Genomic DNA, 13,027 nt, shown 5'->3' with positions numbered 1-13,027 from the left:
CGGTACCGCCGGCCCGTTCATTGATGCCCCCGTAGCAGGAGCGATGAACGGGCCGTAATGAAGTACGGGCTTCCGCCCTGAATAGCTGGCTGCTCGGGGAAAACCCGGCCGGTGGTTGTATCGACCACCACTTCCCAGCCGGCCAGACCGATCCGGGGTAGATGGAAGGCCAGCGCTTCCCAGTACGCATTCAGTACCCAGAGCAGCAGTTCCGGCTTCTGATCCCGTATGCCAATCAGTGAGCCATCTTCGGCTTGTTCATCCACTTTGGAGCCGTCGATGAGCAGACCGAAGCATCGGGTATGCGGGTTATGGAAATCCGCGTGACTCATCGGTAAGCCGTCGCTCCGTAGCCAGATAATCTGCTCATGATGGTAGAACCGCCGACGGTGCAGCAGTGGGATATCGCGCCGGAGGGCAATCAGCTGGGCCGTAAAGTCAAACAGGTTCTGCTGGCGCTTTGTCCACTGCCAGTTGAACCAGTTGATTTTATTATCCTGGTTATACGCGTTGTTATTCCCTTGCTGTGTACGCCCGTACTCGTCGCCCATCACCAGCATCGGGATGCCCTGGCTCAGAAACAGGGTACTCAGAAAATTACGCTTTTGCCGTTCGCGGAGTTCGATAATGCCGCGATCACTGGTAGGGCCCTCAACGCCATGGTTCCAGCTCAGATTGTGGTTATGGCCGTCGCGGTTCTCTTCGCCGTTTGCCCAGTTGTGTTTGTTGTTGTAGCTCACCAGATCGTTCAGCGTAAACCCATCGTGGGCCGTAATCAGGTTCACACTGTGGGTCGGCGAACGGCCATCGTTACCGTACAGATCGGGGCTGCCCAGCAGGCGGTGCGTCATTTCGTGGGCTGTACCTTCATCACTTTTCCAGAACGACCGGACGCAGTCGCGAAAGCGCCCGTTCCATTCCGCCCAGCGAACCGGAAAATGGCCAACCTGATACGCTTGGATGTCCCAGGGTTCGGCAATCAGCTTAACCTGGGCCAGGATGGGGTCCTGAGCGACCGTATCCAGAAACGACGACACCCGCCCGGCTTCGGTCTCGTTGCGGGCCAGCGCCGTAGCCAGGTCAAACCGAAAACCATCGACGTGCATTTCTTCAACCCAGTACCGCAGGCTGTCCATAACCAGTTGCAGAACACGCGGATGGGTTACATCCAGCGTATTGCCCGTGCCCGTATAGTCCATGTAATACTCCGGCTGCGACTCCACCACCCGGTAGTACGTTCGGCTGTCGATACCCCGAAACAACAGGGTAGGGCCGAAGCGGTTGCCTTCAGCGGTATGGTTGTAGACGACGTCCAGAATCACTTCAATGCCGGCTTTGTGCAGCGCTTTGACCATCTCCTTGAACTCGGTCACCTGCTCCCCACGCATCCCCGACGAAGCATACCCGTTGTGGGGCGCGAAGAAACCGATGGAGTTATAGCCCCAGTAGCTTTCGCCCGTAAACTGATGGACCGGCATAAGTTCGACGGCCGTAATGCCGAGCTTCTGTAAATAGTCGATGCTTTCAGCACGGGCCAGGGCCGCATACGACCCCCGAATGTGGGCCGGGATGGTTGGGTGCCGCTGCGTAAAGCCTTTCACGTGTAGCTCATAAATGACCGATTTATGCGACGGAATCGCCAGTTGTGTGTCGCCTTCCCAGTCGAACGCCGGATCAATCACCACACTTTTCGGGGCCACCGGGCCGCTGTCAATAAAGTTGGGGGTCAGATACCGGTCGGGTGCCTGGCTGGTAAAATCGTACCCCAGATAGGCATCGTGGTGCACGACCGGTTCATGAATGGCCCGGGCGTAGGGGTCGAGCAGCAGTTTACTGGCGTTGAAATAGTGCCCGTTGGCCGGGTCGTGCGGCCCCTCGACCCGGTAGCCGTATAACTGCCCGGGCCTGATGCCTTCAACGTAGATGTGCCAGATCAACTCAGTACGTTCTACCAGGCGGATCCGGGCGGTTTCCTGGTCGGGATTTTCGGCATCGTACAAGCACAGGTAAACCGCGGTGGCGTTTTCGCTGAAGAGGGCAAAATTGGTACCTTCTCCGTCGAAAAGAGGCCCTCGTGGATAATGTTTGCCCGGCCGGGTTCTGATTGATTTGTCAGCTTTGTCAGTTGAATCGGTGGCGTTCATTGGTATACTCAAAGGGTTTAGAGGTATTGCGCTGAGCCGGTCCGGGTAGGCGCTATTGCAAACCGGAGCCGCTTCAGGAGTTAAATAATCAGGCGCACTCCGCAGAGTTCTTCAATTCGGTACTGGAATCGGCGACCGGGTGAACCGATAAACATAAAGTTGGTGGGGATGCGCCACTTCGCCGACAGTTCTTTGATCAATTCGGGGCCAAAATGCCCGTTTATTTTCTCGTACGTGATGTTGATTTCAGGGTAGGCCCGGTCGAGGGTTTCGATGTCACGGTGTAAGTGTTCGGGCGCTTTGAACTGTTCATTTTCGACCGTTACAATGCGAAGCCGATTCGTTTCTTCATTTTCCTGAATGTAAATCATCACCTGGTTGAGCGAAGCCACATCGTCACCTTTTGAGAAAAAGACGAACTCCTGATCGTTAATTTCTTTGATGGTACGATTCGTCCAGCCCGTAAACCGTTCGATGGTTCGTTTCAGCGGATTGAACAGATACAGCACTACCGACAAAAGTCCTTTCAGCAGCAGCGACCGGTCCATCATAACCAGGGCGATCAGGAACGTGGGAATGAAGTACTGAAAAAATACCCACAAATACTGCGGATTAAGCACTACGTTGCCCAGCAGCGCGACACCAACAGCCAGCAACGCGAGAAGAACAGAACCCACTGTAGCGATCTCGGGCCGTGGCAGGCGTTTCCGGCGAAGCTTAAGCATCAGATTGCCGACGCCGAACAGGCCCATTACGGCCAGAAACGAGATGGTGTACACCCCCGCCAGTGCCCGGAGGTTGCCCCCTGTGCTCAGCAGGATGGCCACGCAAAGCAGAAAGAATACCAGCAGAATGTAGTACGGGGCCTGCCGTTTGTTTTCGGTCAGCAGAAATTGAGGGAAAATCCGGTCGAGGGTCATGCGCTTGACCAGGCCGCTGACGCCCACAAACGAAGTCAGAACGGCTCCGCTCAGGACCAGCATGGCATCGACGGAAACCAGCCAGGCCAGCCAGCGACCACCCGATCGCTGGCCCATGAACGCCAGCAGCGATTCCTGGTGCTGACGGACATCGGCGACGGGCAGCACCCCAAGCGCCAGGATCGCAATCAGCGGGTTAAACACCGTAACAATGATCCACATATTACGGAGCGTTTTCGGGAAAACGCCCCGGGCCTGTTCCTCTACGTAGTTGGCTGAACTCTCAAAACCCGAGATGCCCAGCATAGCGGCCGAGAAGCCCGCAAAAAGCTGATAAGACAGGCTGTGCTGGGAGCGGACGTTGAAATTGGCCACTATCTGCCCGATGCCGTTGGTCAGTACGTACCACCCGCAGACCAGGCACAGGATGCTCAGGGTGGCCAGATGAATGATGAAGATGACAACGGCTGCTTTCGACGATTCTTTCAGCCCGAGCAGATTCAGCAGAAAAAATAGCAGCAGCAAGCCAATTGTCCCGATAATAACCGGCATGGTCGGTGCAAACGAAGCTGCGTAATGAATGGCTTCGTTTGCCGAGATGACGCTCGTGGCGACGTAAGACAGAATGGTCAGGCAGGCCGCCAGAGAAGCCATCGATTTATTGGCCGAATTCAGCAGTACGTTGTAAGCCCCGCCGTTGAGGGGTAAAGCGCCTACTACCTCGCCGTAGATTTTCCGAAACAGAAACAACGTGCCGCTGACCAGCAACAGCGAAATCCACGCAAACTGTCCTGCATACAGAATGCTCAGGGCTGATACGTACAGGCACGATGAACTGATGTCGTTGCCGCAGATGGCCGACGCGGGTAGCTCACGTAGTTTGGTTTTGACAAATGCCTGCATGCTGAGAATGATATACACGACATGAAGCAATAATGTTATACATTCTCATGGCCTTTTTGGGGAGACCGTGCTGACGAAACAGCCCATCGATCCAAACACGGAGATTACTTTTTACTGCTTTCGTGCGCCGAAAATTGGGATTGTAGCTGAATTGAGCGAAAGAATTTTGTCACGGATTTTCACAATCGACGGCCAAGGGTTTGCCCCAATGCGGTGGTGTCAGCAAACTGAACGGTATCTTCTGCCGGCAGCACAAGGCCCGCCAGCAACGTAGCAACTTCTGCCACTCCTGCAAACAACCGAATCTCAGAGCCGGAAGAAACGGCAGGCGGCTGCGTTGGGCTGCGCTACTGATTCCGGTGAGGCTGCGGCCGCCAGCCGTACCGCCATTCAACGCGTTGAGAGCCAGTCAGCGATGCTTGCGGCCGTATGCTTAGAACCGGTACGTGGGCATTGTGAACAATCTGCTGCGTAAACGGCCCGATGTAAAACTCCTGCTGCGTCGTGTCCAGAGTAGCCGTAATAATCAGCAGGTCGGTGTTCAGTTCGTTGGCTTGCTGCAGCACGGTCTCGGCAATCAGATCTGTGGCCTGAAACAAGGTTCGGCTCCGGATGCCGTCGCGGGCAAACTGAGCGATCAGGGCGGCAACCTCGTCCTCCAGCTGATGGATACTGATCACTTCGTCGGGGGGATGCAGGGCCAGTACGGTCAGTTCGGCTTCGTTCTGCTGAATGATTCGGCGGGCAAAGGCATATTTCTCCAAGGCTCCAGCCACGGGCCGTACAGGAAACAGAATTCGCTCGAACGTAGTCCAGGACTGGTGAGCCGGAACCGTCATAACGGGGCAGGGAGCGGTTTTTATGACCCGGTACGCTTCACTGCCAATGTAAAACGCCCGGCTGCCCGACGAACCGTGGGTGCCAATGACGATCAGATCGGCTTTGGTCAGGCCGGCCGCAGCCACAATTTCGGCGCTTACACTGCCGACCCGGCACTCGCCCGCGCATTGGATCTGGTGGTCAAGCGAAATTTGCCGGGCTAATTCGCGTATCGCTTCGGTTTGGGTGCGGACCTGCTCTTCCAGCGTCGGCATGGGCACACGGCTGTCTGTTTCGGTGGGGTCGAGAACATTGAGCAGGTGCAGACTCGCCTTCTGGCGTTGGCCCATGGCAACGGCCGTAGTGAGGGCGTTGCGGGAGGGGGCACTGAAGTCAATGGGAACCAGCAGGTACTGAATGGGAGGTGCTTCCATAAAAAGTTACCATCTAATCTAAGTAATTTCTAATTCCTCTTTAAGCCCGCTGTAACGAACGTGTCCCAGATTTGCCACAGTAACAGTAATCAACTAAACTAAAGAGGATATGGAAACAACGGAACAAACGTCAAGCGGTACAATGACCGCCCTGATTATCGGGTTGGTCCTGTTCCTGGCCGGCGGCATCTATTTCTGGAACAAAAGCCGCACACTGGCTGCTCGCAGCGACCAGACCGAACAACGGGCCGATTCACTGCTGGCCGTTAAATTACGGCTTGAAAACGATATGAAGGTATTAAACGAGCAGTTAGGTACGGCAAAAGAAGATAATACTGAGCTCAACCGGCGTATTGAGCTGGCTGATGCTGAACTGAACCGTACGAACACGTCGCTGCGGGAACTGCGCCGGGGCAACGCCGGTCGGAGCCGGACCATCGAAAACCTGAACCGGGAGGTCGAACAACTTACGGCCGTCCGCGACAGTCTGGCTACCCAGGCGGTTGCTCTGCAGGATAAAGTAAACTGGCAGAACCAGTCGAATGAACTGCTGATCAACCAGCAGAAGGAATTGCAGGATAAGGTGACTACGTTGGATGCCCGAATCGTGATGATGGTGCCGCGTTCGTCGCTCACCGGCGATGGGTTCAGGGTAGAAGCGGTCAAGCCCAACGATAAGGTTACGGCGAAAGCAAAGAAAACGGATGCGCTGGCTATTTCGCTCAATATCCCGGCCGAAATGCGGCTGGAAGGCTTGCAGGAGGTGTATCTGAGCCTGACCAACGAGCAGCAGCAGGCGGCTATTCCCCCGCTTCGTACGGAAACCGTCGCGCTTTCCGATAAAAATGAGGTGATTCCGGTTCATGCGGTGCAGAACATCAATTTTGCCAAAACACCCATGCGGATTTCATTCCGGCTCGATCCGGATGCTGATATGAAACCCGGTACGTATCGGGCCTCGGTGTATACCAGTGATCGATACCTGGGTTCGGTCGAGTTCCAGCTGCGCGACAGCTTCTGGTTTTTCTGAGTTTTTGAATTGATCTACACATACCAAAGCCCGCGGCTGGCCGCGGGCTTTGGTATGTGTAGGCTATGAGCTGTCAGCTTCTGATCCATTGCCGGGCCTGTTCCTGTTCATCCAGCGAAAACAGCTTCACTTCCAGTCCCGGAACCAGGTTGACCAGCCCCGCCGAGAGATTCATCCATTGCTTATCCGTCACGAGCGCGGCTTTGTCAAAATCGGTCAGGTGAGCCAGATCAAATTTCAGGTCCTCCCACATTGCCCTCGGTGTAATGCCTTCCACGCCGATGTATTCGGCATACACACGCATTTTACCGTATTGCTTGATGAGGTCTCTCAGCTTGTCGGCCAGCGGTTTTAGCTCATCGGTCGTGATCTTGCCGTTGACACGAAAGGCGAATACGCGATCGTTCTGCAAATCAATTGGCTGTATCATGATTAAGTTGTTTGGTCTATAGGTTAACTACTTAAATGATACGGCAGTTTAGAGAAGCAGCATCGGTGGCTCGCTGCGTTTCGGCGTCAGCTTCTCAGCCGCGGCAGGATTACCGTAAACGTACTGCCTTTCCCTAGCTCGCTGACTACCGAAATGTCGCCCTGGTGCAGGTCGATAATGCGCTGGCAGATGGACAATCCAACCCCAAATCCGTCGTAGCCGACGGCGTTGCGGGCGCGGTAAAACGGCTCAAAAATGCGCGTCAGTTCGTCGGCCGTCATGCCGATGCCTTCGTCGCGGACGGTCAGCCGGCAGGTGTCCTGCGTACTGCCGATACGTATCCAGACCCGGGGGTGGGGCGAATATTTGCAGGCGTTGTCGAGCAGGTTCAGGACGACGCGCCGAAGCAGGTTCTCATTACCGCGGACCTGCAGGCCCGTGTCCGATTCCGGGATGTTGTCGTAATCGATCTGAATCTGGTAGTCGGGGTGGACGCTCAGCAGCTCATCCTGCGCCGAAAATACGATCTCATCGAGCCGAACAACGTCCTGGTTCATGTGTTGCAGGTTCTCCAGCGTTCGGGCCAGAAACAGCAGACTGTTCGAGAGGGCAATCAGCCGGTCGGTATCGGCCATCAGGTTCCTGAGCACACCCTCATACTCGTCGGCATTGAGCCGTCGGCGCAGGCCCAGTTGAATTTCGGACTTCAGGGCGGTCAGGGGCGTCCGCAGTTCGTGCGACGCGTGTGAAACAAAGCTGCGTTGCTGATCAAATGCCTGCTCCAGCCGGTCGAGTACGTGGTTGAAATTGACCGCTAACCGATCAATCTCGTCCTGACGACGGCCTTCGTCGAGTCGCTGCTGAAGGTTACGGGCCGTGATGGTCTGTACCTGCTCGTTGATGTGAGCGATGGGTTGCAAGGACTTACCGGCGAAGAAAAAACCCAGAGCCACGGTCAGACCGATGCCGCCCACCAATCCCCACGTCAGCGTACGACGCAGGTTGCTGAGTTTGGACCGTCCGAACTGGTCGTAGGCCGACGCCAGCACCACCAGTGGCTGCCCTTGTTCCCTGTAGAGCAGGCCAACGACTTCATTGTCGCCATCGGTTGTTTCGACTACCCCTTCGCGCCGAACCCAGTCGAGCAGCTGGGGGCGGTAATTGATAACCTGATCGTCGACGCTGGCGTAGATGAGCTGATTTCGTTCGTTGAAAATCAGGACTTTCTCGTTGATCAGGGCTGAGAGCGTATTCCGGTCGATGATTTTCAGCAGATCGCGGTCGATTTCCTTTACTTCGATCAGGAACCGGACCGTTGTTCTGGCTTTCTGTATCAGCCGGTTGTAAAATTCTTCCTGCCGGTAGTTGGCCGACGTTGCGTAGACCAGTCCGGAAAATACGACCAGGATCGAAGCGACAATCAGCGTGAACTGCAGCGAGATGCGGTTTCGAATCGTCATAGGCCTTTATTCTTCCTTGAGGATGTAGCCCAGTCCGGGACGGGTGTGAATCAGCTTGGTTTCGAAGTCTTTATCAATCTTTTTCCGCAGGTAATTGATGTACACTTCAACGACGTTGGTGCCGGGGTCGTAGTTAATACCCCAGACATTTTCGGTCAGGTCGGTCTTCGAAACAACCCGCCCCTGGTGCCGGATCAGGTACTCCAGCAGCGAAAATTCCTTGGCGGTCAGGTCGATGGTCCGGTTCTGGCGACTGACGATCTTGGACGAAAAATTGACGGTCAGGTCGGCCAGCTGAACCACTTCCTCCTGATGCGGATTGGCCATCAGATCGGCCCGCCGGAAACAGGTTGCTACGCGGGCGCTCAACTCACGGAGGTCGAAGGGCTTAACCAGGTAGTCGTCGGCTCCGCGTTCCAGGCCTTCAACCTTATCTTCCACTTCGCCCAGGGCCGTCAGCATGATAATCGGCAGGCGAGGCTTTTCGGTCCGTACATTCCGGCAGATTTCGTAACCGTTTACGCCGGGCAGGTTGATGTCCAGAATCAGCAGATCGAACGCACCCCCCAGCGCCAGTGCCCGGCCGTTGTAGCCATCGTAAGCGATTTCCGTCTGGTAGCCTTCATCCTGCAGGCTTCGGCTTACATTCAGGGCAATCCGCCGGTCGTCTTCAATGATCAAAATCCGCTTCATAAGTAAGTGTATGATTTATAGTACGTAACGGTCAACAGCAGGTCGGGTGTACATCCTGATTTCCGGAGCAAGGCCCTGCTGTAAAAAACCGTTTCGTGCGTAGTCGGTTAAATGTACAGACAGAATTTGTATGAATAACCGCCTTGGCCAGTATTGGCAACAACTTCGCGAGTCTCTCTGGTTTGTGCCCAGCCTGATGGTGTTGGGCTCGTTCGGGCTGGCCTACGGGCTGATTCGGTTCGACGCCGAGACTTCGTGGCAAGGCACCAAACGCTTTCCGCTGCTCTTTGGCGTGGGGGCTGATGGCTCCCGCGGGATGCTCACGGCCATCGCCGGCTCCATGCTGACGGTGGCTGCGCTGACCTTTTCACTGACGCTGTCGGCCATCTCGCAGGTTAGCAGCCAGTATTCGCCCCGGGTGCTGCGTAATTTCATGCGCGACCGGGTCAATCAGGTCGTCATGGGCTACTTTGTGGGCGTGTTTGCGTACAGTCTGGTTGTGCTCGGCACGATCCGGGGTTCCGACGAGGGCAAGTTCGTACCGGCAACGGCCGTGCTGGTCAGCCTGATACTGGCGCTGGGCGGAGTGGCGGCCCTGATTTATTTTATTCACCACATTGCCGAATCGCTCCAGACGGGGACCATCGTACAGCATATTTTTCACGAAACCGGTCACGCAATCGACAAGCTGTTTCCGGATGAATTTGGCGAACCTGTCGATGATCCTGAGAAAGCTGAAGCGGCCCTGCGCTACAGCGACGAGCAAACCGGCTGGTGGCCTATCGTATCGACTCATACCGGCTATCTGCAACGGATCAATACTGAAGATCTGCTGCGCTGGGCTACTCATAACCAGGTCGTGCTGCGCATTGAAAAAGAAATGGGCTCGTTCGTCGGCGAGGGTACGGTGCTGTTCAGCGTTCGCAGCGGCATGGAACGGCCCGACCCCGACCAGGCCGACTGGCCCGACGATCTGATGCAGTTTGTCAGCATCGGGCGGCACCGGAATATTGAGCAGGATGTAGCGTTTGGTATTCAGCAGCTGGTCGATATTGCCCTCAAAGCCTTATCGCCCGGTATCAACGACACCACAACGGCCATCATGGCTATCGACTACCTCGGGGCCATCGGCGGACAGCTTGCCCGGCGCGACTTCCCGGCCCGGCTCCGTTCCGACGGACACCACGTACGCGTGCTCGTGCGGGCGGCCGGCTTTGAGGATTACATTCGGCTGGCGTTCGATCTGCCCCGGCTGAATGCCGATGGGAATCATGCTGTGCTTCGCCGGTTGCTGCGGGCGCTGGCCCTGGTGGCGACCGATATCACCGACCCGGATCGTAAGGCTGTTTTACTGGAGCAGGCCGGGTATCTGCTGAGGTATGCCGAACAAACGTTGCCGACAGACTACGAAAAGGCAAGCATCCGGTCCCTGTACAGCACCCTACGGCCTGTCTGGACATAGCAGGCGATCAGTTTTGGTCTGTCCGTTTTACAGGCGCTTCGTCGGAGTCGTCTTCTTCTCCAATGAGGTAGCCAAACGGACGTAGTGGCTTGACGTTATCCAGAATGATCTTCGTGATGCCCAGCAGTGGTATGAACAGGATCATACCGGCAATCCCCCACACGTAACTGCCGATCAGCAACGCTATGATCGTAGCCAGCGGATTTACCTTAACCCGGCCACCGACAATGAAGGGCGTCAGGAAATTGTTCTCCAGAAACTGACTCAGCGAAAAAACGGCCGCTACGGCAATAGCCGGCGTAATGGACTCTTTGGTCAGCAGGGCGAACAGCGTCGGGATCAGCCCGCCCAGGAACGTACCGATGTAGGGAATGATGTTCAAAAGGCCGCCCAGTACACCAAAGAAAACCGCCTGCTGAATACCGATGATGCTCAGCCCGATGGTGTTCAGCGTGGCCAGGATGATCATAACCAGCAGCACCCCCGATACGTATTGCTGCGTTACCTGACCGATCTGGGTGATGATGTCGCGCGTGGTTTTGTGATGTTCCGGCGGGGTGATCATCAGAATGAAGCGAACAAACCGCTGCCGGTAAAACAGGAAGAAAAACGTATAGATCAGCACGAGACCAATCGTGGTCAGGGCGTTGCCGGTCGTCGCGAGAACGGCCATCAGATAGCGCCCGGCCGAGCCCAGCAGCGAATTTAACCATTCGCGCAGGAATTGTATCTGCTCGTCGGCCGATACGTCGGTCAGCCGCCGAATGGACTGTTGGACCGTCGCCAGCTTAGTGGTCATCTGAGCCTGCAGCGTGGGCAAATCCCGGACGAAGCCGATGATCTGTGTGGAGAGCAGCGCCCCAATGCCCAGCACAACGATCAGAATAATCAGCAGGCATACGATAATGGCGGCTACGCGGGGTAGCTTCCAGCGTTCGAGCCGGCGACAAACGGGCAGCATCAGCATGGCCAGCAGCCCGGCTGTGCTTAACGGAGCCAATAACCCGCCCGCATTGTACAGGCCTGACAGCGTCAGGTAAACGGCAGTGATCAGCAGAACGTACCGAAAGAGGGGCGACTGGAATACGGGTTGCGCGGGTTTCATGACGGGGTTGACTGGCTAGCCGGATCATCGACCGGCGGGGCAAACGAGAACGGCAGGATCTGTCCACTTTGTTGCTGGAGTGCATCCACTACGGCCGCCCGCTTGCCTTCGTTACAAAGAACCAGCACGCACCCTCCGCCACCGGCGCCACAGGGTTTACTGCCCAGCGCACCGGCTGCTTCGGCGGCCGTAAAGAGCTGATCCATGTGGGGGGTTATGAGCTGCGGATGCAGTTGCCGGGCGGCTTCGCGGTTCAGGGTCAGCATGGCGGCCAATGTACTCAGATCGCCCCGCAGCAACGCATCCCGCGCATCCTGAGCACTATCGCGAATCCGCTCCAGGGCTTTCCGGATCGTTTTGTCGCCCGCCCGGTAGCGGGACCAGACCTGTTCGTGTAGTTCGCCGGACGACGACCGGTCGCTGGTCAGGCACAGGACGCACTGCTCCTCCAGCTTACCGATGGTTTCGTCTGAAACGGCCAGCGGTTCGACCTCGACGGGACCATCGTGGCCCAGAAACCGCAGCAGATGAAAGCCGCCCAGTGCGGCTGCATATTGGTCCTGCTTACCCCCGGCTACTCCGAGTATTTTCTCGACCGCATACGCCTGTTCAGCCAGTTCGACGGGAGCGATCTGGCGACCAATGAGACCGTACGTCAGCCGGAGCCACGCTACGTCGATGGAAGCCGAACTGCCGAGGTGAACATCGGGCGGAACATCGAGGGTATATTCGAGCCGGAGTCCATCCTGTCCCCAGCGGGCCTGCCCTTCCACGTAGCGGTCAATAGCCGCATTAACAACAGCCCCCTGTTCATTCCGCAGAAAGTCAGGAGCGTCGGACCACCCCCCGGCGAAGTCAATACGTAGCGGTACGCGTACGCGGGCGGTGATGGTCTGGTTATCGGATAAGTTGGCTTGTGAGTGCATCGTCTGGTTAATTAAGGACTCGTCGGCCGGCCGGTTACTGCCAACGTAGTGCCGTTAGCGACAGAAAAACAATAAGCCGGTGGGAAGGTTCTTTTACAAGAAGCTGAAGAGCAGGTGGATTGTTGATAAAATTGAACTTATGGCTACGAATCTTATCCGTGTGTTTTGCGCGGCCGGTATGCTGCTGATGATTCAGGGCACCGGACTGGGGCAGACACCACGCGCTGGCGCAGGTGGTTTATCGGCGAGTGGCGTGGAAACAAAGCAGAGTCTGGCCCTGAGCGCGGGGCTGTCGGCTGATCATACGACCCTGCTCCGGTTGCTGACCGCGTCGGGATTAGATAAACAGGCTGCCGGAAAGGGGCAGTACACCGTATTCGCACCAACTGATGCGGCCTTCTCCATACTGCCGGAGCGCGATCTGGAAGAGCTGTTGCTGCCGTCGAGCCGGAATCGACTGGTTCAGTTTCTGGCTTATCACGTCGTGAAAGGCCGGCTTACGTCCGATCAACTGAAAGACGGCCAGACGCTGACCAACTTAACTGGGCAGATTCTGACCGTCCATAAACAAGGCAATACCATAACCATCGAAGACGGCCGTGGCGAAGTGGCCGACGTCATTCAGGGTAATATCCGGGCTACCAACGGCGTCGTGTACACGATCAACAAGGTGTTGCAGCGGATCGTTGAACAGCCGTAAC

General features: G+C 56.3%; 11 protein-coding genes. 3 read left to right on the top strand and 8 right to left on the bottom strand.

From position 1 onward, the window contains the following. Nucleotides 1–17: 17 nt before the first annotated feature. The 3 genes from glgX to DYU11_RS02530 all read right to left on the bottom strand — a co-directional run bounded on the left by glgX (nucleotide 18) and on the right by DYU11_RS02530 (nucleotide 5,220). Nucleotides 18–2,144: a glycogen debranching protein GlgX gene (glgX, locus tag DYU11_RS02540; protein ID WP_119666062.1), complete on the bottom strand. Its 2,127-nt coding sequence runs from the start codon at nucleotides 2,142–2,144 to the stop codon at nucleotides 18–20. A gap of 80 nt (nucleotides 2,145–2,224) precedes the next feature. After that, on the bottom strand, nucleotides 2,225–3,985 hold the full coding sequence (locus DYU11_RS02535) for an APC family permease (protein ID WP_229365671.1): 1,761 nt from the start codon (nucleotides 3,983–3,985) through the stop codon (nucleotides 2,225–2,227). A 329-nt stretch (nucleotides 3,986–4,314) separates the two neighbouring features. Beyond that, nucleotides 4,315–5,220 (bottom strand): universal stress protein, encoded by a 906-nt coding sequence (locus DYU11_RS02530; protein WP_119666060.1) that lies wholly within the window; start codon nucleotides 5,218–5,220, stop codon nucleotides 4,315–4,317. A 109-nt stretch (nucleotides 5,221–5,329) separates the two neighbouring features. On the opposite strand from DYU11_RS02530, the gene DYU11_RS02525 reads away from it, so the two are divergent. Then, nucleotides 5,330–6,250: a DUF8428 domain-containing protein gene (locus tag DYU11_RS02525; RefSeq protein WP_119666059.1), complete on the top strand. Its 921-nt coding sequence runs from the start codon at nucleotides 5,330–5,332 to the stop codon at nucleotides 6,248–6,250. 73 nt (nucleotides 6,251–6,323) lie between these two features. Here the strand turns inward: DYU11_RS02525 and DYU11_RS02520 are convergent, their stop codons facing one another. The 3 genes from DYU11_RS02520 to DYU11_RS02510 all read right to left on the bottom strand — a co-directional run bounded on the left by DYU11_RS02520 (nucleotide 6,324) and on the right by DYU11_RS02510 (nucleotide 8,833). Further along, entirely contained in the window at nucleotides 6,324–6,680 is a 357-nt protein-coding gene (locus DYU11_RS02520) for a SpoIIAA family protein (RefSeq protein WP_119666058.1), read from the bottom strand. 86 nt (nucleotides 6,681–6,766) lie between these two features. Then, nucleotides 6,767–8,140: a sensor histidine kinase gene (locus DYU11_RS02515; RefSeq protein WP_119666057.1), complete on the bottom strand. Its 1,374-nt coding sequence runs from the start codon at nucleotides 8,138–8,140 to the stop codon at nucleotides 6,767–6,769. 6 nt (nucleotides 8,141–8,146) lie between these two features. Further along, nucleotides 8,147–8,833: a response regulator transcription factor gene (locus tag DYU11_RS02510; RefSeq protein ID WP_119666056.1), complete on the bottom strand. Its 687-nt coding sequence runs from the start codon at nucleotides 8,831–8,833 to the stop codon at nucleotides 8,147–8,149. A gap of 130 nt (nucleotides 8,834–8,963) precedes the next feature. On the opposite strand from DYU11_RS02510, the gene DYU11_RS02505 reads away from it, so the two are divergent. After that, the gene (locus DYU11_RS02505) at nucleotides 8,964–10,295 is read left to right on the top strand and encodes a DUF2254 domain-containing protein (RefSeq protein WP_119666055.1); all 1,332 of its coding nucleotides are present in this window, start codon (nucleotides 8,964–8,966) and stop codon (nucleotides 10,293–10,295) included. A 7-nt stretch (nucleotides 10,296–10,302) separates the two neighbouring features. Here the strand turns inward: DYU11_RS02505 and DYU11_RS02500 are convergent, their stop codons facing one another. Both DYU11_RS02500 and DYU11_RS02495 read right to left on the bottom strand, forming a co-directional pair. Beyond that, complete coding sequence (locus DYU11_RS02500) at nucleotides 10,303–11,400, bottom strand: AI-2E family transporter (RefSeq protein ID WP_119666054.1); 1,098 nt, start codon at nucleotides 11,398–11,400, stop codon at nucleotides 10,303–10,305. Beyond that, nucleotides 11,397–12,326, bottom strand: a complete 930-nt coding sequence (locus tag DYU11_RS02495) for a GHMP family kinase ATP-binding protein (RefSeq protein ID WP_119666053.1) — start codon at nucleotides 12,324–12,326, stop codon at nucleotides 11,397–11,399. Before DYU11_RS02495 ends, DYU11_RS02500 begins: the two co-directional genes overlap by 4 nt. Nucleotides 12,327–12,465: 139 nt before the next feature. On the opposite strand from DYU11_RS02495, the gene DYU11_RS02490 reads away from it, so the two are divergent. After that, on the top strand, nucleotides 12,466–13,026 hold the full coding sequence (locus DYU11_RS02490; RefSeq protein WP_119666052.1) for a fasciclin domain-containing protein: 561 nt from the start codon (nucleotides 12,466–12,468) through the stop codon (nucleotides 13,024–13,026). Nucleotide 13,027 lies beyond the last annotated feature (1 nt).

Origin of the sequence: Fibrisoma montanum (assembly GCF_003583365.1) — a bacterium.
GTDB lineage: Bacteria > Bacteroidota > Bacteroidia > Cytophagales > Spirosomataceae > Fibrisoma > Fibrisoma montanum.
The sequence above is the reverse complement of the archived record's forward strand: the minus strand, read 5'-3'. Positions and strand labels throughout refer to the sequence as shown.

What these genes read in the sequence shown, in the direction of transcription:
- glgX (WP_119666062.1), bottom strand. Translation starts at nt 2,144, where the DNA reads ATGAACGCCACCGATTCAACTGACAAAGCTGACAAATCAATCAGAACC.
- DYU11_RS02515 (WP_119666057.1), bottom strand. Translation starts at nt 8,140, where the DNA reads ATGACGATTCGAAACCGCATCTCGCTGCAGTTCACGCTGATTGTCGCT.
- DYU11_RS02510 (WP_119666056.1), bottom strand. Translation starts at nt 8,833, where the DNA reads ATGAAGCGGATTTTGATCATTGAAGACGACCGGCGGATTGCCCTGAAT.
- DYU11_RS02505 (WP_119666055.1), top strand. Translation starts at nt 8,964, where the DNA reads ATGAATAACCGCCTTGGCCAGTATTGGCAACAACTTCGCGAGTCTCTC.
- DYU11_RS02490 (WP_119666052.1), top strand. Translation starts at nt 12,466, where the DNA reads ATGGCTACGAATCTTATCCGTGTGTTTTGCGCGGCCGGTATGCTGCTG.
- DYU11_RS02520 (WP_119666058.1), bottom strand. Translation starts at nt 6,680, where the DNA reads ATGATACAGCCAATTGATTTGCAGAACGATCGCGTATTCGCCTTTCGT.
- DYU11_RS02495 (WP_119666053.1), bottom strand. Translation starts at nt 12,326, where the DNA reads ATGCACTCACAAGCCAACTTATCCGATAACCAGACCATCACCGCCCGC.
- DYU11_RS02500 (WP_119666054.1), bottom strand. Translation starts at nt 11,400, where the DNA reads ATGAAACCCGCGCAACCCGTATTCCAGTCGCCCCTCTTTCGGTACGTT.
- DYU11_RS02530 (WP_119666060.1), bottom strand. Translation starts at nt 5,220, where the DNA reads ATGGAAGCACCTCCCATTCAGTACCTGCTGGTTCCCATTGACTTCAGT.
- DYU11_RS02525 (WP_119666059.1), top strand. Translation starts at nt 5,330, where the DNA reads ATGGAAACAACGGAACAAACGTCAAGCGGTACAATGACCGCCCTGATT.